17 protein-coding genes are annotated in these 19,060 nt (G+C 70.4%); 11 read left to right on the top strand and 6 right to left on the bottom strand.

The features are described from left to right. Nucleotides 1-762, top strand: a complete 762-nt coding sequence (locus tag ACIRRH_RS30920; RefSeq protein ID WP_403073959.1) for an SDR family oxidoreductase — start codon at nucleotides 1-3, stop codon at nucleotides 760-762. A gap of 107 nt (nucleotides 763-869) precedes the next feature. Here ACIRRH_RS30920 and ACIRRH_RS30915 read toward each other — a convergent pair whose 3' ends face one another. Beyond that, nucleotides 870-1,913, bottom strand: coding sequence for a hypothetical protein (locus ACIRRH_RS30915; RefSeq protein ID WP_403073957.1), 1,044 nt, complete (start codon nucleotides 1,911-1,913; stop codon nucleotides 870-872). Between the two features lie 412 nt (nucleotides 1,914-2,325). Here ACIRRH_RS30915 and ACIRRH_RS30910 point away from each other — a divergent pair, with 412 nt between their 5' ends. Further along, nucleotides 2,326-3,306 carry an endonuclease/exonuclease/phosphatase family protein gene (locus ACIRRH_RS30910; RefSeq protein ID WP_403073955.1) on the top strand — a complete coding sequence of 327 codons (981 nt, stop codon included), beginning with the start codon at nucleotides 2,326-2,328 and terminating at the stop codon, nucleotides 3,304-3,306. A gap of 101 nt (nucleotides 3,307-3,407) precedes the next feature. Here the strand turns inward: ACIRRH_RS30910 and ACIRRH_RS30905 are convergent, their stop codons facing one another. After that, nucleotides 3,408-3,581 carry a hypothetical protein gene (locus tag ACIRRH_RS30905; protein WP_403073953.1) on the bottom strand — a complete coding sequence of 58 codons (174 nt, stop codon included), beginning with the start codon at nucleotides 3,579-3,581 and terminating at the stop codon, nucleotides 3,408-3,410. Between the two features lie 300 nt (nucleotides 3,582-3,881). Here ACIRRH_RS30905 and ACIRRH_RS30900 point away from each other — a divergent pair, with 300 nt between their 5' ends. The 5 genes from ACIRRH_RS30900 to ACIRRH_RS30880 all read left to right on the top strand — a co-directional run bounded on the left by ACIRRH_RS30900 (nucleotide 3,882) and on the right by ACIRRH_RS30880 (nucleotide 10,755). Beyond that, a complete protein-coding gene (locus ACIRRH_RS30900; protein ID WP_403073951.1) occupies nucleotides 3,882-4,982 on the top strand; it encodes a D-TA family PLP-dependent enzyme in 1,101 nt (366 codons plus the stop codon). A gap of 272 nt (nucleotides 4,983-5,254) precedes the next feature. Continuing rightward, complete coding sequence (locus ACIRRH_RS30895) at nucleotides 5,255-5,848, top strand: DUF6817 domain-containing protein (protein ID WP_403073949.1); 594 nt, start codon at nucleotides 5,255-5,257, stop codon at nucleotides 5,846-5,848. A gap of 300 nt (nucleotides 5,849-6,148) precedes the next feature. Continuing rightward, complete coding sequence (locus tag ACIRRH_RS30890) at nucleotides 6,149-7,378, top strand: hypothetical protein (protein WP_403073947.1); 1,230 nt, start codon at nucleotides 6,149-6,151, stop codon at nucleotides 7,376-7,378. Then, nucleotides 7,362-8,132, top strand: a complete 771-nt coding sequence (locus tag ACIRRH_RS30885) for an alpha-ketoglutarate-dependent dioxygenase AlkB (protein ID WP_403073945.1) — start codon at nucleotides 7,362-7,364, stop codon at nucleotides 8,130-8,132. The genes ACIRRH_RS30890 and ACIRRH_RS30885 overlap by 17 nt, the downstream gene beginning before the upstream one ends. A 694-nt stretch (nucleotides 8,133-8,826) precedes the next feature. Continuing rightward, nucleotides 8,827-10,755 (top strand): ABC transporter ATP-binding protein, encoded by a 1,929-nt coding sequence (locus ACIRRH_RS30880; protein WP_403073943.1) that lies wholly within the window; start codon nucleotides 8,827-8,829, stop codon nucleotides 10,753-10,755. A gap of 98 nt (nucleotides 10,756-10,853) precedes the next feature. On the opposite strand, the gene ACIRRH_RS30875 is transcribed toward ACIRRH_RS30880, so the two are convergent. Both ACIRRH_RS30875 and ACIRRH_RS30870 read right to left on the bottom strand, forming a co-directional pair. Further along, nucleotides 10,854-11,135, bottom strand: coding sequence for a hypothetical protein (locus tag ACIRRH_RS30875; RefSeq protein WP_403073941.1), 282 nt, complete (start codon nucleotides 11,133-11,135; stop codon nucleotides 10,854-10,856). A gap of 91 nt (nucleotides 11,136-11,226) precedes the next feature. After that, nucleotides 11,227-12,318: a DUF5937 family protein gene (locus tag ACIRRH_RS30870; RefSeq protein ID WP_403073939.1), complete on the bottom strand. Its 1,092-nt coding sequence runs from the start codon at nucleotides 12,316-12,318 to the stop codon at nucleotides 11,227-11,229. Between the two features lie 117 nt (nucleotides 12,319-12,435). Between ACIRRH_RS30870 and ACIRRH_RS30865 the strand changes: the two genes are divergently transcribed. Together ACIRRH_RS30865 and ACIRRH_RS30860 are read left to right on the top strand one after the other, a co-directional pair. Further along, on the top strand, nucleotides 12,436-12,642 hold the full coding sequence (locus tag ACIRRH_RS30865) for a hypothetical protein (RefSeq protein WP_403073938.1): 207 nt from the start codon (nucleotides 12,436-12,438) through the stop codon (nucleotides 12,640-12,642). Between the two features lie 94 nt (nucleotides 12,643-12,736). Further along, nucleotides 12,737-13,132 carry a TetR-like C-terminal domain-containing protein gene (locus tag ACIRRH_RS30860; protein WP_403073936.1) on the top strand — a complete coding sequence of 132 codons (396 nt, stop codon included), beginning with the start codon at nucleotides 12,737-12,739 and terminating at the stop codon, nucleotides 13,130-13,132. Between the two features lie 429 nt (nucleotides 13,133-13,561). Here ACIRRH_RS30860 and ACIRRH_RS30855 read toward each other — a convergent pair whose 3' ends face one another. Further along, nucleotides 13,562-13,783 (bottom strand): DUF4287 domain-containing protein, encoded by a 222-nt coding sequence (locus tag ACIRRH_RS30855; protein ID WP_403073934.1) that lies wholly within the window; start codon nucleotides 13,781-13,783, stop codon nucleotides 13,562-13,564. Nucleotides 13,784-14,194: 411 nt separating this feature from the next. Here ACIRRH_RS30855 and ACIRRH_RS30850 point away from each other — a divergent pair, with 411 nt between their 5' ends. Both ACIRRH_RS30850 and ACIRRH_RS30845 read left to right on the top strand, forming a co-directional pair. Further along, the gene (locus ACIRRH_RS30850; protein WP_403073932.1) at nucleotides 14,195-16,759 is read left to right on the top strand and encodes a collagenase; all 2,565 of its coding nucleotides are present in this window, start codon (nucleotides 14,195-14,197) and stop codon (nucleotides 16,757-16,759) included. A gap of 153 nt (nucleotides 16,760-16,912) precedes the next feature. Beyond that, nucleotides 16,913-17,353 (top strand): hypothetical protein, encoded by a 441-nt coding sequence (locus ACIRRH_RS30845; protein WP_403073930.1) that lies wholly within the window; start codon nucleotides 16,913-16,915, stop codon nucleotides 17,351-17,353. 157 nt (nucleotides 17,354-17,510) lie between these two features. Here ACIRRH_RS30845 and ACIRRH_RS30840 read toward each other — a convergent pair whose 3' ends face one another. Next, a complete protein-coding gene (locus ACIRRH_RS30840; RefSeq protein WP_403073928.1) occupies nucleotides 17,511-18,785 on the bottom strand; it encodes an alpha/beta hydrolase family protein in 1,275 nt (424 codons plus the stop codon). Nucleotides 18,786-19,060 lie beyond the last annotated feature (275 nt).

Genomic DNA, 19,060 nt, shown 5'->3' with positions numbered 1-19,060 from the left:
GTGGCCGAAAGCGACGTGGCGCTGTCGGGGTGTGTCGCGCTGGTGACGGGTGCGTCCAGCGGTATCGGAGCTGCCACTGCCCTGGCGCTGGCCCGGGAGGGGGCGGCGGTGGCGCTGGTGGCCCGCAGCACCGGAAGGCTGAAGGAGCTGGCAGCCACGATCCGGGCCCATGGCGGCTCGTGCGCCGTCATCAACGCCGATCTGCGTGACACCGCACGGGCCCGGGACACCGTCGAGGAGGCCGCTCAGCGCTTGGGGCGGCTGGACGTGCTGGTGAACAACGCCGGTTACGTCGCGATGGGGGCTGTCGAGGAGGTCGGCGCCGACGAGGTCGACCGGATGGTCGACCTCAACCTGACGGCCGTCCTGCACCTGTCGCAGGCGGCGTTGCCGCACCTGCTGCGTGCTGCGGCGGGCGGCCCGCGGAAGGTCGCCGACCTGGTCAACGTCAGCTCGGCTGCGGGCCGTGTGGTGCGCCGCGGCAACGGCGTGTACTCGGCGACGAAGCACGCGGTGTGCGCGTTCAGCGAGGTCCTGCGCCAGGAGGTGACCCGGCGCGGTGTCCGGGTGGGCGTGATCGAGCCGGGGCTGACCTCGACGCGCATGGCGACCGGTCCCGGACTCGCCTCGGCCCGCGGCATGGCACAGGAGTCCTGGCTGCGGGCCGAGGACATCGCCCGCTCCATCGTCTTCATGGTCACCCAGCCCCCGCACGCCGCGATCAACGAGATCATGGTGCGCCCGACGGCGCAGGAGCACTGAACCCCACCCCGCAGCAGCTGACCGGACGGCGTCCGCTGCTGGATTTGCCGGCCTCGTGCCCGCTGCCCGCCGCTGCGCCCTGGCCTCCCGCCGAAGGGTGCATCCCGTTATCGAGGGCTTGCCGTCGGGTCCGACGGTGGAACCCGAAGGAATGCCGAGGCCAGCTTGTAGCCGGGTTGGTAGTAGCAGGGCTCATGGGCCTTCTTGGCCACGTGCGCTGGAGCAGGGGAAGGCGTGGGTGGCGCCGTCGGGCCGTCCAGTTCGCAGATCTGGGCCCGCACGTCGATGAACTGGTAGCGGTCGTTGGTGACCGGGAGCTCGACCGTTCCGGTGACTTCTCCTGTACTGCTGGGTTCGAACTCGTGGCTGGCCAGCACCTCGCAGGGACTCGCGTGGATGGTGTTACACACTCTGGCTTCCAGGCAGGAGTCAAGGCGTTGGGGCGGGGGGCACATCTGCATCAGGTTGAATGTGGCGCTGTCATGCGGGATTCCCTGGACGATGACACCGATCTTGTCGCCGTTGGCGAGTTTCGATCCGGAGACGGTCACCGCCAGGTCCTCGGTCGTGCCGTTGTGCTTCATCGTGGCCGAAACCTGCGGATAGGACGATGTGAGCTGACTTTCGGCCTCCAGCCGGCCGGCCGAGAACGTCGCAACAGACGTGAGGAGCACTGCACAGACCACGAGGACTGAGACGAGGTCCCAATGAGGCCTTTTCTGCTCATCCGTCTGGCGCAGCCACCGACTTCGCCAGACGATGCCGATGGTTGCCGCGCCGAGGAACAGGCCGGCGGACGCCCACACAGCAGTGGAGCAGTCGGCGGTCACCGCGCCCGGCTGGGTCAACGGGTTGTTGATGAAACAGATCACTACTGAGGCCAGCCCGATGCATGCGGCGAAGATCGGTGGCGCGTAGTAGGGGCGCATCGGCGTGTGATCCGGTACGACCACGGCCGTCACAGCGGCCCCCACGGCGAGCAGCATCAATCCGCCCGTCAGTGCGGCCTTGTCGGCGGAGTTGCGGAGGACGGAGGCCACCTCGGCGTCGCGCAGCCCCAGGAAGTTCAAGGCGGCGACGAAGACGACCAGGAAGACTCCGAGGCCGTTCTTGAGGCGATCGGCGGTAGTGGTGGCGGGTTCGCTGGTCATGGCCGTATCCCCTGCTGGCGGGAGTGCGATGCATGCGAACTGTAGCGAGTGTGAGAGGCGCCGCCATGTGGCTGTCTCAGACCTTCATTCAAACGGCTCTGGCCATGCCAGACCTGAGCGCTCGGCGACCTCGCGCTGCACGGCCTGGTCGCCTCGGACGGCAGCACCGCCGCCCGGCACAGGACCTGGAGTCGGGAAGGCACGGCCGGACCGGACGCCGCCGGGCAGGTGCTCGGGATGGTCCGCCCGGAGATGGGCTCCACGGCCCGGGGCGCCGGCCGCTCCGCGCATCGACGTCCCGCGCCCTGGCTTCGACCGGTGACGCGGAACCGGGCCCTGGGCGCGGGCGTCCGTCCTTCACGACGGCGGCCGGTGATCACGGCTGTCGGCCGCCTCCCCTGGAAGGAGCACCGTGACGGACGGTACGTCGGAGAGCGCGTCGCCCGCTGGCAGAGGCCGTTGGCGTCTCGCCGCGCTGATCGGGTGCGGGGTGCTGCTGCTGGGCCCGGCCGCGCTCGCGGTGGTGCGGCTGTTCGGGTGGGACGACGGCACGGTGTGGGCCCTGCCGATGGCCGGGCTGCCGTATGCGGCGCTGCTCAGCGTGCTGCTGCTGGCGGCGGTGGCGGTGCTGCGCGAACGGTGGCTGACCGGGGTCGCGGCCGCGCTGGTGGTGCTGCAACTGTGGTGGCTGGTACCCCGGCTCGTTCCGGACGGGGCCGAAGCGCCGGCCGACGCGGCCCGGCTGCGGGTGGCGACCAGCAACAACTTCATGGGGCAGGTCTCGCCGAAGTCCCTGGTCGACCTGGTACGCGACCAGCGGATCGACGTGCTCGCGGTCGAGGAGCAGAGCGACTCAGCCGCCGACGCGCTGGACGCGGCCGGCATCCGCGCCCTGCTGCCGCACCGCGAGCGGCCGGCCGGCACCGACACCGCGCTCTACACCCGGCTGCCCGTCAGCTCCGCCGCCGACCCGGCCTGGCCGACCACCAACCTGACCGTCGATGTCGGCGGCCGCCCGGTGCAGCTGGTCGCCGTGCACACCTACTACCCGCTCGGCGACGCCCGCCGCTGGGCCGAGGGACTGCACGACCTGCGCGCCGCAGCGCCCGGGCGCACCCGCAACGCGGTCCTGCTGGGCGACTTCAACGCCACCCTCGACCACAAGCCGATGCGCGACCTGATCGGCACCGGCCTGGCCGACACCCACGAGGAGCTCGGCGCGGGCCTCTTCCCGACCTGGCCCCAGGACCACCCCGACTACCGCGTCCCGGCCGTGATCCAGATCGACCACGTCCTGCACGGGCCCGCGCTGACCGCCGTCGACGTCTCCGAGCACGCCCTCCCGCGCAGCGACCACCGCGCCGTCGTGGCCGAACTCGCCGTCCTGCGCTGAACGCGGAACGCGGGGAGCCGGGGGCGGCCCCACACCGTCCCCGGCTCCTCTCCCTGCTCCCTGCTCCCGGCCGGACCCCGACGGCTGCCGGGGGCGGTCCGCTACCCGGCGGGCGTGATCAGCCCGTAGCGCCCGTCGTAGCGGTGGTACAGGCCGGTCGGTGCGGGCCGGCGCCGCGGCCGGTCGCGTCGGTTCGGGCCGGCGCCGCGGCCGCGCCCGGGGCTGTTCGGATCCGCCGCCAGCGCAACCACGTCGAGCGGTGTGGGTCTGCTCACGAGAGTGGGTTCCGGCCGGCGTCTGAGCATCTTGACGCGGTTGGCGCGTCCTTCGACGACGCCGGAGTTCCAGGGCAAGGTGAGTCCGGCGATGGTCGTGGTCGGGGCCGACCACGGGCACCTCGACGGGGGAGGGGCACGGCGGGGACACCCCCGAGGAGCGCATCTCGCTCGTCCTGCGCTGGTCGCCGACCCTGCCGTTGAGTGCCTGGCCCGACGAGGTGCTCCGAACGAATTGCCCGAACTGACCCTCGTGGAGCAAGAATACGTTCGGCGTGATTCGAGTCGGAAAGGTAGCAGATGAGCAGAATCCCGGTAGAGATCGACACCCCGGACATCATGGTCGATCTGGACGTGCTCGAACGGAACATCGAGCGCATGGCAGCGACACTACGGGCCAAGGGCCTGCAGCTGCGCCCTCACGCCAAGACCCACAAGATGCCGGAGATCGCCGCGCGGCAGCTCGCGGCGGGGGCCGTCGGGCTGACGGTGGCGACCATCGGGGAGGCCGAGGTCTTCGCCGAGCACGGCGCCACCGACCTCTTCATCGCCTATCCGCTCTGGATCGGGCCCCGGCACGCGGAGCGCCTGCGCCGGCTCGGTACCAGGGCGAGGATCGCGATCGGAACGGACTCCGTCGAAGCCGCGGAGGCGGCGGGCCGCCACCTCGGGGCCGCGGCCGGCGACATCGAGGTCATGGTGGAGATCGACAGCGGGCACCACCGCAGCGGCGTCCACCCGGAACAGGCCGTGGAGGTGGCCCGGGCAGCGGCCCGTGCCGGGCTGCGAGTCGGGGGGGTGTTCACCTTCCCGGGCCACGGCTACGCGCCGGGCATGCCGGCGAAGGCGGCCGAGGAAGAGCAGCAGGCCCTCGGGCGGGCCTCCGAACTGCTTGCCGCCGCAGGTTTCGAGGTCACGCGGGTGAGCGGCGGATCCACCCCGACCGCGGAGCTGACGGGGGCCTCGGCGGTCACCGAGGCGCGGCCGGGCGTCTACGTGTTCGGCGACGCCCAGCAGCTCGAACTCGGACGGTGCACCATGGCGGACATCGCGCTGACGGTCGCGGCGACCGTCGTCAGCAGGCACGAGGGAGACGGCACCACGCCCCGACGGGTCGTCCTGGATTCGGGCAGTAAGGTCCTCGGCGGTGACCGACCCGCCTGGGCGACGGGCTTCGGCCGGCTCATGGACCACCCGGAAGCCCGCATCACAGCGCTGTCCGAGCACCACGCCACCGTGTTCTGGCCCGACGACAGCGACCTGCCCGCGCTCGGCGAGCGGCTGCGCGTGATCCCCAACCACGTCTGCGTCGCGGTGAACCTCGTCGACGACGTCGCCGTGGTCAGCGGCGGCACGATGGTGGACCGCTGGCGCGTGGCCGCCCGCGGCAGGAACGCCTGACCGAGGCGCCCTGCTGACCGGCGGCGTGCATCGATCAGCCGCACGCCATCGGGGGACCTGCCCAGAGCGAGAGCGCCGCCACCTCCACAGACCCGACGACCGTCGAGCACCCCGGGGCCCGCACGACCTGGCACGTTCGACCTGGGGCCGGTCGTGGTCTCCGAGGCCACGACCGGCCCCGGCGCCGCGCCGGAGCGCGCTTCGAACGCGGGCTGTTGGTCGAACGAGCTGACGCGATTGCAGCATGATCGGCAGTTTTCCGCCCTACGATCATGGTTGATTCAGATCATGCGGCGATCGTTCGGATGGGTGATGTTGAGATGACCGCAGAGGCGCTGGCGATCTTGCAGGCGGCCGGAGCCGAAGGGATCGAGCACCCCGGCGGAACGCTGCTGGCGCACCTGCAGCGAGTCAGCGACCTTCTCGCCTCGTGGGGCGCTCGCTCGGTGCTGGTGTCGGCTGGGCTGTGTCACGCGTTGTACGGGACCGATGGGTTCCCGGTCGCGCTGCTGGACCTGGGGCGCCGGGCGGAACTGGTCGAGGCGATCGGCACCGAGGCCGAAGCACTCGTCTACTTCTACGCCTCCTGCGACCGCAAGTCCTCCTACCGCGGACTGGCCGACAGCCAAGGCGCATTCGTCGATCGGTTCACCGGCGCACCGATGTATCCGAGCCTCGAAGCGCGTCGGGACTTCGCTGAACTTACCGCCGCCAACGAGCTGGACATCGCCGCGATCAGCCCAGAAGTCCGCATCCGCTACGGCGCCGACCTACTTGACCTTTTCACCCGGTGGAGGCCGCTGCTGTCCGAGCCGGCCTGGGCACACTGCCGCAGCGTGCTGGACCAGCCCATCCACAAGAACTGACAATTCCTCCCCGCGAGCTCCTGCGTGAGGTTCTTGCGCATCACACCACCGGCATCACCGACTGGTACGGCCCGATCGCCGCGGGCCGCCCGCCCGGCCTCACGACCTCACCGAGCAGTTCCGTACACCGCCCGTACAGCAGAACCCGTTGCCCGCTGTCGAGCCCCCGTGAGAGCATCAAGGTTCAACGGTCCGTCTCCTTTCGTTCACGTTTCGCGACGTGAATGAAAAGTGCGGGCCGTTGCCATGTCAACTGTTTTGGGCAATTCACCAAGATCTGCGAATGGCAGGTATCGTTTGATGTGCGCAACAGAGCTGACAGAAGCCTGCGTCGAGGATGCGGGCAACATCTTGGTTGTGCCTTCGATGCTGCAAGATCATGGCTTGATCAGGGACTTCTTCGGGTCCACGATCACGCCGGAGGACCTTGCTTCTGGTTCGCCCGACCTCGCGCAGAAGACCGTCTACCTGTGTGGCGATGTATCCGGGATCAGCGGCCGCCAACTGCGTGCGGCTGCCCGGGTATTCGTTGTCCGGGAGCTGTCGCACGGTTACCACGAGGACGTCGACGAACCTTGGACCCTCGTCGACCTCGGCCGAGTTCCCATCCGCGTACACGGCGTCGGCGTGTACTACCGCCGCTTTTTCGGACTCGGCGCCGATCACTTCGGACGGATCCGTGCGGAGCACGCGTTCCAGTTCCTGACGGAGTCCACCAAACCTGGGACAGCCCATCGCAGCGGAATCTACCTGACGCCCGTCACGCGAAACGGTGACGAACTGCATTTCCGCCTGCTCCGGTGCTCCACGAATCTGTCGGGGCCGACCGAGAGCTTTCGCCAGACCGACACGCGCATCGTCGAGGCCCTGAACCGCGAGGCCGCCGCCGTCTTCCGGAACCAGGCACCGCTGAATCACGTCCTCGCCCAGATCTACCACAACACCCTTGCGACGGCCGAGCGCAAGCAGTCCAAGGCCAAGATCTCGGCCCATGCCGACAAGACCAAGGACATGCCTGCCAATGGCGTCATGGCCTTCTGCACCTTCTATGACCGGCTCGACAAGCTGCAGCCCCTGGCCGAAGATGCCTTCGACCACGGCGTGAAGGGTGTCAGCGGGCTGACCAAACTCCACTTTCGCCTCAAGGGGCCGGCCGAAGAACGCGGCGGTGTCGCGCTCCCCGCGCAGTTCACCGTGACCCTCTACCCCGGCTCCGTGTTCTTCATGCCGCTGTCCACCAACCGCCTGTATACGCATGAAATCCGGCCCTCGGCATTGGACGCCGAGTTGCTCCCGACCCGCCTGGGATACGTGGTGCGCTGTTCGAGCGCCGAAGCCGTTCACAAGAACGGCCACACGTTCCTCAAGGTGGACGGAGATTTGGTGAAGCTGGGGCCACCCACGCCGGCCGGCATGGACGAGCTGCGCAGGCTGTACGCCGAGGAGAACAGGACCTCCTCCTTCATTGATTACGGCGACGAATTTCTCTTCAGCATGAACACGGGAGACTACATTGCCCCCCGAGTCTAGGATCTCGGACGAGATCCTCTCGTGCGCTCTGCCGGCCGAGGAGAACCTCTTTGCGGAGCTGTCCGCGTCGGCTCGTTTGGAAGACGTGGGAAAAGGCCGGCGAGGCGCCACGCTTACCAGGATCGACGAGGCGGGTGGTGTGCCTCTCGTGCGTACTACCACTCGGTACAGCAGCCCGACGCAGCACTTCCGGACAGTACACGAACGGCTGGCGCAACGGATTCAAGAACATGCGGCGCTTTCGGTCGGCTTCAACAACGCTCTCATCGAGACCTACACGAACGCCTACACAACCATGGGCGGCCATTCCGACCAGGCCCTCGATCTGGCCGACGAGTCGTTTATCGCCGTCTTCTCCTGCTACCGACATCCCGAAGCGGGCCCGCCGAGGAAGCTGATCTTCGAATCGAAGGGGGCCGGTGGCGAGGGGTTCGAGATCCCCCTCGCTCACAACAGTGTCGTCGCGTTTTCCGTCGACTCGAATCGGCGATTCAGGCACAAAATCGTATTGGACAAGCCCGTCCAGGCGGCGGACAACCAATGGTTGGGTGTGACCTTCCGGACGTCGAAGACCTTCGTTCGGTTTCGCGACGGACATGCGTACCTCCCGCAGGGCGCCCGCCTCATGTCGGCCGACGACGAGCAGAGGCACGAGTTCTACCGGCTGCGGCGCCGCGAGAACAATGAAACGGACTTCGTCTATCCCCTGCTGACGTACACCATCAGCGAGAGCGATCTGATGCCGCCCGTCTGACCTTGAGGGATTTTGAACAACCCTCCAGGTCGACGGAATTCCGGGAACGTGACAGGCGCGGCCTTCCCGGACTGTGGGAGTGAGGCGTACTTCGCGCCTGATGAGGCCGGCGACTTCGTCGTCCTCGCGGAGCACCCGCTGCTGACCGCGCTGTGCCGACCCGGCGACCGGCATGCCACCGCGCACTACCGCCGCCCGATGCCTCCACCCCGGACACGCCTGCCGCCCGAAACCTCGCGCTGCGCCTGACCAGCCGAACGGGTGAATCCAGCGACGGCTACGCACTGCGCGGCCTCCTCGCCCACCTGAGCGCCCGTGACCGCCTCGGGCTCGACCGGACAGCTGCACTCGAACGCGCTCCCGCCGCCTGGGCACTGGGCTCCGGCACCCGGCCCGCTCCCTTCGCGAGCACCTGGAGGTGGCTGTGGGCAGCACCTCAAGGGTGCTCGAAAACCCCCTGTTCGACCCGGGCTCGCCCAGTGGTAATCCGCTTGAACAGCACACGCGAACAACCTCATCATCAGACGCTCACCGCCTGTGAAGTAGACCCAACTCGGCCTTGTTGATGCCCACTTGGGCCTCCCCATTCTGCCGATGCGGCGGCTTCACATGCCCGCGCACTGTCCGTGTCTGGAGGAGCTGTGGTGAACACGCCCGTCGTGATGGTCGGCGACCCGTACAAGGAGGTGAACGCATGAGTGCCACGACCCCATCAGCCGAGGCCGCCGACGAGGAACTGCAGTGGCTCGCCGACGGACGTCGCATCGAGGCGATCGAAGCGATCAGTGTCAGCGCGATGGCCCACCGCCTGCCCGCGCTCGTCGTCCGCGCGTTCCGCCTCGGCTGGCGCATCGACCGCACCTCCGTCGCGCTGCTCCTGACCTGCCAGGCCGTGTCCGCGGTGCTCGGCGCGGCCGGCCTGTTCGCGACCACCGGCACGATCTCGGCGCTGTTCGGCCCGGGCCAGACCGGCGACAAGCTCGCCCACGCGGCACCGTCGATCCTCGTGATCGCGGCGGCGGCCGGCGCCCGCTCCCTGCTGGGCATCACGATCCGGACCATCACCATCCACCTGTCGCCGCGCATCTCCCGCGAGGCGGAAGCCGCGGTGCTGCGCGCCACCGTGGCGGCCGAACTGACCGCCTACGACCACGCCGGCTACAACGACGAGCTGGAAGCCGCCGACCGTGGCGCCGAGGTCTGTGTGGACATCGTCGGGGAGGCGCAGAACCTGCTCGCCTCCCTCGCCTCGCTCCTCGCCGCGGCCGGCGTGCTGACCGTGCTCCACCCCGCCCTCCTGCCGCTGCTGGTACTCGCGGCGCTGCCCCAGGGAATCGCTTCGGTGCACGCCGCCCGGGTGCAGTTCCTGGCGAACCGGGCCGCGGTCGGCGACCGCCGGATCATGGCGAACCTGCGCTGGTACATCCACCTCAAGCGCAACGCCGACCAGGTCCGCTCCGACACCATGGGCGAGTTCCTGCTCACCAAGTACGACCAGGTCGGCCGGCGGCTGGACGCCAGCTCCCGGCGGGCGGCGATGAAGAGCGCCCGGGTCTCGGTGATCGGTGCCGCCGCGTCCGGCCTCGGCAGCGCGCTGGTGTGGGCGGCGATGCTGTGGCTGGTCAGCACCGGCCGGATGAGCCTGCCGCGCGGCGGCGCGGCCGTGTTCGCCCTGACCGCGGTCGGCACCAGCCTGCGCGGCATCGTCGGCTACGGCGCGGACCTCTTCCGCACCGGCATGTACCTGGACGACTGGTCGAGCTTCCTCGACACCGCCGGCGGCCACCGGCCCAGGCGCGGCACCGAAGCTCCCGAGGCACCGCGGCGAATCGCGGTGGAGAACCTCGGATACGCCTACCCCGCCTCCGACCGCAAGGCGCTGGACGGGGTGAACCTGCACGTCGAACGGGGCGAGATCCTGGCCCTGGTGGGGGAGAACGGATCCGGCAAGACCACCCTCTCCAAGCTCCTGGCAGGGCTGTACCTGCCCGATGCCGGATCAGTGCGGTGGGACGGGCGCGACACCCGTGACCTCGACCCGCACGCCCTGTGGCGCCAGGTCGCCGTGGTCCCGCAGGACTACGCGCGCTGGCCGCTGACCTGCCGCGAGAACATCACGCTGGGCCAGCCCACCGACGAGGGCGACGCGGCGGTGCTCCGCGCCGCCGACGTCTCCGGGGCGGCCGACGTCGTCGCCAGGCTCCGCCGGGGCCTGTCCACCCTGCTGGCGGTGGAGTGGATGGGCGGCGAGGAACTCTCCGGCGGCCAGTGGCAGCGCCTGGCCATCGCCCGGGCGTTCCACCGCGAGGCCGGACTGCTCGTCCTGGACGAGCCGACCGCCGCCCTCGACCCGCGCGCCGAGCACAGGATCTTCCGGAACCTGCGGGCGGTCGCGCAGGAACGGGCGGTCGTCCTGGTCACCCACCGACTCACCAACGTGGCCGTCGCCGACCGGATCGTGGTCCTCGAAGACGGGAAGGTCCTCCAGGAGGGCACGTTCGCGGAGCTGGTCGCCGACGAGGCAGGCCGGTTCAGGGAACTGTGGGACCTGCAGAACGAGCGCACCGGCCTCCCGGCCCAACGGACCCGGCCGGTCCCAGACCACGAGGATCCCGACCGGTGATCGACGTCCAGATGCAGATCGGCCCGTCGGCCGGGGCGGGCCGCGGAGATGTCACCGTCACGCTCCTGGAGCTTGAGCTCCAGGTCTGCAGGCATCGCTCAGCTGGAGACGTCCTCGGCGGAGCGCAGGCCGACGAAGTCGCCCTGTTCGGGGTCGCGACAGGAGCTTGCCTGGATCAACCACTTGGTGAACCAAGGTGCGCCGCCGCACTCGGTACCGCCGCCATCGGCGCCGCGGACCTCGCGGCGGTCGGCGGTCAGCTCCCACTCGTAGGAGTCCTGGGCCGTGTGCAGTCCCGACAGCATCGGCGATGCCTGGGAGACGCGGACGCCGTCGGGCATGACAAGGGTGTCGTCGTGTTCGAGCCATTGGGTCGGCATGCGGTCGCCCCAGGGGAACAGGCTCCGTGCGCCGAACGCGTAGGCGTGCTCCCATTCGTCGGGAGTGGGGATCTGCCTCGCCCGGCCGTCCCTACCGCAGCACGGACTCCAGGAAGTCGCTGCCGAGCCGGGTCACGACCGAGAGGTCGAGCTGGTTGAGGACGTAGCGGCCCCGACGCCGGGTGATGAGCAGCCCGGCCTTCTTCAGGACGGCGAGGTGGCGGGAGACTTCGGGGGCGGTGATGCCGTACGCGTCGGCCAGTTCGTTCGTCGTGTACGCGCCGCGCGCGAGGTTGCGGCACAGGTTCATCCGCATGGGATGGGTCAGCGCGTCCAGGCGCAGCTTGACCGTCTCCACGGGCTCGGTGCCGCCGACCTCGTGGGTGGCGGCCGGGTACTGGATCACGGGCTGCCAGCCCGGCCCGTACAGGGTGAAGAGGTGTGGCCAGCCGAAGACGCTCGGCAGGAGCGTGACGGCGGTGCCGCGGGCGTCGGTGCGGCCGTGGACCAGCTTGTCGACGACGATGCGGCTGCCGTGGTCGTCCTCCTCCAGGCTCAGTGCCGGTGACGCCGCCCTGAGTGCCTCCGCCAGGCCCTTGCGGCGCAGGAGCTCGGTCTTGTGCTGGGCGTCGGCGGTGAGCTGGACGCGGACGCGGCGCCAGGTGTCGGCGAAGAACGCCTGGTCGCAGTCCTCCAGAAGCCGTCGTATCCATGCGCGAGTGGCGGTGGGATCGGCGAGCATCCGCTCGACGAACGCCGCCTGGCGTGGGCCGCGGGCTGCCGCCAGGTCGAGCGCGCGGCGTCGCGACCAGTCGTCGACCAGCGGTGACGGCAGGCCCTTGGGGTAGTGGTGGGTGCTGCAGGAGATCTCCAGGGCCGTGCCGACGAACTTCTCGTCGTCCATGCGGTCGAGGTCGTCCAGCTCCTCGGCGAGGGTCTCCCGCGGCCGGGCCGGCATCAGGAAGTCGGAGCGCGTCGAGCGCCACATGAAGTCGGCCTCCAGCAACCGGTCGGCCAGCTCCGGCCCGAGCGCGGCGGAGGTCGTCGTCGTCCACGCGTGCAGCCGGGCGTGGTGAGCGGGCTCGGCCAGCGCGTGCAGCGCGTTGCCGAGCTCGGCCAGCGGCGAGGGGCAGAAGGTGATCCGCTCGTGCGGCAGTCCGGTGATGTCAATGGTCACGCTCACCCCTCCATGGTGCCGGGCCCCTCTTGCGCCCGGCCGGGCGGGGGGCGCCGCCGTGTCGTTTGACGGGGGTCGTCAATCGGCGGGACGCACGGGGCGGCCGGGGTACATGGTGGGCGCATGAACGCGCTGCACCAGCACCTCCTCGACAGTTACCGGGCCGCCCAGCACGCCGAACCGGCCCCGCCCGCCCCCGGTACCCACGACGTCGCGGTGCTGCGGGCAGTCCGCGACCACCGCCGCTTCGAAGCCGTCCTCGCCGGCCGCCCGACCACGGGCCGCCTCTGCCTGGCCCTGCGCCGCTGGCTGAACCCCGGGGCCTGCTAGCGTCCTGGGCCGGTGGTTCGTCGTCAGTCGGTGTGTGACTTCTGCTGCTGCGCCCGCCGGGTGACGGTGGGACGAACCGGACCGGCTGGACGCCATGCTCGCCGGAAGTGACGAGGGCATCCCCGTCCCCGACACCGGAGCCGTTCGCACCGACCTGGCCGCCTTCGCCCGCGCGCTGGCCGGGTACCTCGCCACCCCGACCGGCCGCGCCGTCGCCCGGGCGGCCTCGCTCAGCTCCGACGACCCCGACCTCGCCGAGGCCTGGCAGGCCTTCTGGCAGTCCCGCCTCGATCAGGCCGGCGCCATCGTCAGCCGGGCCGTCGAACGGGGGGAGCTCCCGACGGACACCGACACGGCCCTGGCGCTGGAGCTGCTCTGCTCCCCGCTCCAGACCCGCTCCCTGCTCGGCCACCGCCCGATCGAGCCGGACCTGCCGGAGCGCTTGACGGACATGGTGCTGGACGGCCTGAGGAGAGGAGCCAAGGACTGACCCTCGGGCCCCCAGGGGGCAACCCCGCCTGAGCTGAGGCCCGGCGACCGCCGGCCCGCCGGCGGGCCGACCTCCTCTGGGAGGACGGTGACGCGCCCGCCCGCAAGAAGGGCGTGGAGGCCGTCGAGGCCCTGCAGGGCAGCGAGATGGCCGTCCTCACCACGGACGGCAGGCTCCTGCTGATGGACGCGGCCACCGGGCGGCGGATCGCGCCACCCATCCAGGTGGAGCGCAAGACCATTGCGCAGGCCGCTGACCCCTTCGCCAGTGTCACTGCCTACCTGGCAACGCCCATGCTTGTGCTCATCGTATGTGTGCAAATATCGCGACTGATACCGCAGACAAGGATTCCGGCCGAACCAGCCACGACAAGCGACGAGGCCGCGGCCCAGGAGCCGAAGCCTCGTCATGGTAGGCACCGCTGCCGTACTACTCCGCGCCCTCGTCGAGCGTGTGCTTGACGAGGGCGTTCGCGTGCCCGTGGCCGAGTCCGTGCTCCTCCTTCAGCCAGGCGACCAGCTCCATGTGCTTGGTCAGCGGCGAGGAGCGGATCAGCTCCTTCCAGTGGGAGATGGGCTGCCCGTGCTTCTTCTCGATGGACGGGAAGTAGCTGGCGGGGCCCTTGGCGGCGGGGGTCGGCGTGTTGGTCATGCTCATAGGACCGGCGGCGGGCCGGAAACTCATCGGCCGTCGCGTGTGAGCCGCATCACGTCCGGGCGTGGGGCCCGCTACCGCCCACCCGCCGCCGGCCGGCCCCACGGCCTTCCGGGCCGGGGGTGCAGATCGGCCACTCCGCGCGGCCTGCCGGCCCGGGCGGCCGCGGGCGGACCTCCCGGCTTGTGATCCGACGGACCTTCGACACCCGTACGCCGCACCACCCCGGCCCCTGCCGTCGCAGGTCAGCCGTGTGGGGGCGCAGCGGGCGGGGAGGTGGCCGAAACTCACGTGTCATATGACCTGTGACATTGTTCTGACCTTCGGTCGGTGACAGGATCCACGCCAAATCTCCTTCACTCAGCCCGACTCCATGTCGGGCTGCCCCCACTCGAAGAAGGACTCGGCGTGCTCCTGCGCACAAGACTCTCCACGCTCGCAGCCGGCGTCGTCGCCTGTTGCGCCACGGCCACCGCCGTGCTGCCGGCCCAGGCCTTCGCAGCACCCGCTGCCGTCACCGCCGCCCCGGCCGCGGCACCCGCTGCGCCCAGCGCCGCGAAGCCGGCCGGCCCGTCCGCCACCGGCACGACGGCGGGCTCCGAGGAACCCGCCGCGCCCGCGGTCCCGCTGCCCCCGGCGCTGATCGGCGAGCGCCTCATGGGCGGGCCGGCCGACACAGCCGCGACGGGCGCCCCCGCCCAGCCCAAGTCCCTTGCCACGCGGGCCCCGTCCGGCGCGGACGCGGCCGCCGCCGCGCCGGGCTGCACCCCGGCCGACTTCGCCGGCCGCACCGGGGCCGACCTGATCGCGTTCATCAAGAGCTCGACCCCGGAGTGCATCCGAGGTCTGTACAGCAGCGGTGGCGGCGACCCGAGCATCTTCCAGCAGTCCCGGATGCTGTCCGTCGCGGGCGCCTTCAAGGACCTGGCGGCCGGCTACACCGGCGACAACTCGACCGGCATCCTCCAGCTGGCCCTCTACCTGCAGGTGGGCTACTACATCCAGTTCTACTACCCCGACGCGGCCGGCCCGTACACCGGCGAGCTCACCACCGCCGTCAGGGCCGCCCTGGACACGTTCTTCGCCGGCGCCCGCTGGCACGACGTCACCGAGAGCAACGGCATCGTGCTCAGGGACGTGGTGTGGCTCACCGACAGCGCCAACGTCCAGGCCGGCTACCTGGGCGTCTACAAGCGGATACTGGACGACTACGACAACTCCTACAACGCGGTCCCGAAGATGGTCGGCGCGGTCAACTCCGTTCTGCAGTTCCCGCTCTGGCGAGGCAACTCGAACCCGGACTTCGTCAAGGCGGTCGCCGCCGACCCGAGCCTCGCCCACTCCCTCGCCGACTTCGCGATCAACCACAAGGACCTGCTCGGCGGGCCCAACGCCGTCCTCGACACCAACGCGGGCAACGACCTGGCCCGGATGGCCGGGAGCGGCCCCGCCGTCGAGGCAGCGGTCAAGCCGCTGGTCAAGAAGGTGCTGGACTCCGCGCCGCTGCTGACGCCCGCGGCGCCGCTGTACGTGCACACGGCCGTCCAGGCCGCGTACTACAACGGCGGCCAGTGCTCGTACTACGACATCTGCAACCTGCCCGCCAAGCTCACCTCGGTGGTCCTGCCGACCCAGCTGGTCTGCGACAACCGCACCATCCAGGCCCAGGCGCTGTCGGCCGACGAACTGGCCACCGTCTGCGCCAGCCTGCGCAAGCAGGACGCGTTCTTCCACAACGTGGTCAAGGACAACGGGCCGATCCCGAACCAGTACGCCAAGAACGTCACCTTCGGGATCTTCGCCAACAAGACCGACTACACCACCTACTCGTGGGCGATCTTCGGCAACGACACCGACAACGGCGGCCAGACCGTCATGGACGCGTCCGACCCGAACGCGCGGGCCGCGACCGTGATGTACCAGAAGACCTGGAACAACAACGACCCCGCCCGGGTGTGGAACCTCAACCACGAGTACACCCACTACCTCGACAGCATCCACGACCTGAAGGGCAGCTACCGCACCCAGATGTCCGTCCCCGACATCTGGTGGGTCGAGGGCCTCGCCGAGTACGTCTCGCACAGCTACCGCGGCGCCACCGACACCGACGCGATGACCCAGGCCGCCAAGCACACCTACAAGCTCAGCACCCTCTTCCAGAGCACCTCCGGCAACTCGGACTCGACCCGCGTCTACCCGTGGGGCTACCTGGCCACCCGGTACATGCTGGAGAAGCACCCGGCCGACGTCCAGGCCATGCTGGCCCGGTTCCGCGTCGGTGACTACACCGGCGGTTACGCGGTCTACAACAACCTCGGCACCTCCTACGACGCCGACTTCGACGCCTGGCTCACCGCCTGCGCCGCCGGTGCCTGCTACGCCCCCGGCCCGACGGCCCTGTTCGACACCTCGGTGAACGGCGCGACCGTCAGCGTGAACGACCGGTCCGTGCAGACCGGCCCCGGCCGGATCACCGCGTGGCACTGGACCTTCGGCGACGGCACCTCCTCGGACGAGCGCAACCCGAGCCACACCTACGCGGCGGCCGGCAGCTACACCGTGGCCCTGACCACCACCGACGACAGCGGCCGGATCTCCACCACCCCGGCCACCGTCACCGTGACCGCCGCCCCGGCCACCCTGCCGACCTGCACCGAGCAGCGCACCGACGCGATGGGCCGGAACTGCTCGCGCAGCGGCCGCGCCGCGACCGCCGGCAACCTGGACTACCTGTACGTCTACCTGCCGGCCGGGACCACCACCCTGAAGGTCACCACCTCCGGCGGCACCGGCACCGCGCATCTCTACTACAACCCGGGCACCTGGGCCTCGCCGAGCGCCTACACCGCCTCCTCCACCAGCGCCGGCACCACCCAGTCCCTCACCGTCACCAACCCGACGGCCGGCTACCGCTACCTCAGCCTGTACGCCGTGACCGACTTCAGCGGCGTCACGGTCAGCACCGAGTTCTGATCCCGACCCACCGGAGGACAGCACGGCACGCGCCCGGCCGGGGTTTCCCGGCCGGGCGTCGTGCGTGGGCGGTGCCGTACGCCGACCGCACGTCTGCGACACGTTTGTCGAGGTCATTTGTGTTCAGTACCTCAAGCTGTCAAGGTGTCCGCCATGAAGATCACGATCACCGTGGAGAATCCGACCCCCGAGGTGCTTGAGAAGCTGCTCGCCCTCGCCTCCACGCCGGCCGCCGTCGTGACCGCGGTGCCCGACGACCGCTGGACCCCGGAGCGGGCCCGCTCGTACTACGACCGTCTGCCGCCCCGCGCACAGCAGATCCTGCTCCAGGTCGTCGAGGGCCAAGGCGAGTGCGCTGCCGATGAGTTGAAGGCGAACGGCCGGAGCCTGCGGGGCTCCACCGGTGCCTTCCGGCGCGTGCTCTCCGAGGGCAAGCGGACCGGCCTGTGGCCGGACGCCCTGCCCGTACCGCTGGTGTCCCACATCGTCGGCGGACAGCTCAAGAAGCTGGAGATGCCCGGCTGCGGAAGCGAGCAGTATCCGCTCACGGCCTTCGGGGAGGCGTTGCGCGATCTGCTGCCCCGTGACCGCTGAATGGCCATCGGCCTTTCCGGCACGACCGCTGCTGCCCCTCCGGCCCACCGACCCGGCCCCGGATGAGCACCTGGCACCCCGAACAGACACCAGGCACCCCACTGTCTGGACAAGCTGCACCCCCGTCACGCGTGTCACGCACGGCTCCGGTTGCGCATCACCGCTCGTAGACCACCTCGGGGAAGCTCGGCGACGGGCCGTCCAGGAGATGGTCGTCGTGGCCGCGCAGCCAGCGGTCGAAGAACGACGCGACGTACGAGCGGGTGGCCGGCACCGCGCGGTCCGGGCGGACGTCGCCGACGGCCTCGGTCAGCTTCTCCCCGCTGATCGCACCCTGGCGGGCGAGCTGGGGCAGCAGGGACTGCGCGTCGGTGTAGGAGCCGTGGCGCGAGCCGGTGAGGGTCACGTCGGCGTGCCAGCCGGTGCTGTGCTGCCACAGGGCGTCCCAGCCGGGCTGCCGGTGGTAGCTGCCGGAGTCGGGGTCCTGGGTGCCCATGAGCAGGAAGGGCCGGGTCAGGCCGTCCTCGGCGACGCTGGGCAGGAAGACGCCGGTCCTCCCGTCCGGGCCGGGGAAGTGCAGCTGGCCGTCGAGGTTGACGCCGGCCTTGAGGCGCGGATCGTCGTGCATGGTCTGGAGGGCCGTGGAGCCGCCCCCGGAGTGGCCGACCATGCCGATCCGGTCGAGGTCGAGGGAGGCGGCGAGGCCGACCGGCAGCTGCTTGTCGTGTCGCAGCCCGGCGAGCTGGTCCAGGACGAAGCGGGTGTCGTCGACCCGGGTCTGCAGCATCTTGCGCAGGAGGGCGCCCATGTCGAGGCCGGGCTGGGCCATCAGTGCGGGGATGACGGAGGTGGCGAGGTCCCCGTCAGGGAAGGCGACCTCGGAAGCCTCGTAGGTGTGGTCGACGGTGACCACCACGTAGCCGCGCGAGGCGAGGTCCTCCACCAGGCCGGTGCCCCAGGTCCGCGGGTCGCCGAAGCCGGCCGAGTACAGCACGACGGGCCGTTTGCCGCCGGGGAGGGCGGGCGCGTCGGCGCGGGCGTGGGTGCGGATGCCTGCCCAGTCGGTGCGGCCGGGCTCGAATTCGTGTTCGCTCTGGCCGACGCTCCCGGCGCTGCCGAAGTGATCGGCGGCCGCGGGGAGCATGTACGGCGTGCGGTCGTTCCCGGTGGCGGGCCGGGTGGTCGGGTACCAGAAGCTGATCATCAGCTTGCGGTGCTGCCCGGGCTTCCAGGGGTCGTCCCGGCGGTCGTCCGTGAGCTGCAGGGACGTCGTGCCGACCGGGTACGGACCGGTGGGCTGCGGCAGCCAGGCCCTGGCCTGCTGCTCGGTGCCCCGCCCCGGTGCCGCCACCGCGCCCGGTGCGCCGACCACGCCCAACGTCGCCGTCGCCGCCAGCAGCACCGCCGCCACGGTCCGTCCTCGCCTGTTCATCGCCGTTCCTCCTCGATCGGTTCCGTCTTCGCTTTCAGCAGGGGCGACGGTACGGGCGAGAAGGGCCGGAAACCGTCATACCGGGGTGTCAAGTCCTCTGTGGTACCCCGGTATGACGGTGTCCGGCGCTACAGGTACATCGGAGTGCCGGCCGGGCAGGTGCATGGCGGGTGGTGCGGCGGTGTGGCTGTCCCGCCACCCCGCCCTGACGGTGCCGACCGCGACCAGGACGGCCCGCGTGCCTGCGTTCCCCTTTCCCCAACGGTTCGTCGAAC

The sequence above is a fragment of the Kitasatospora sp. NPDC101235 genome, from assembly GCF_044767505.1.
In the GTDB taxonomy this organism is placed as follows: Bacteria; Actinomycetota; Actinomycetes; order Streptomycetales; family Streptomycetaceae; genus Kitasatospora.
This window is presented reverse-complemented; position numbering and strand designations above follow the sequence as displayed.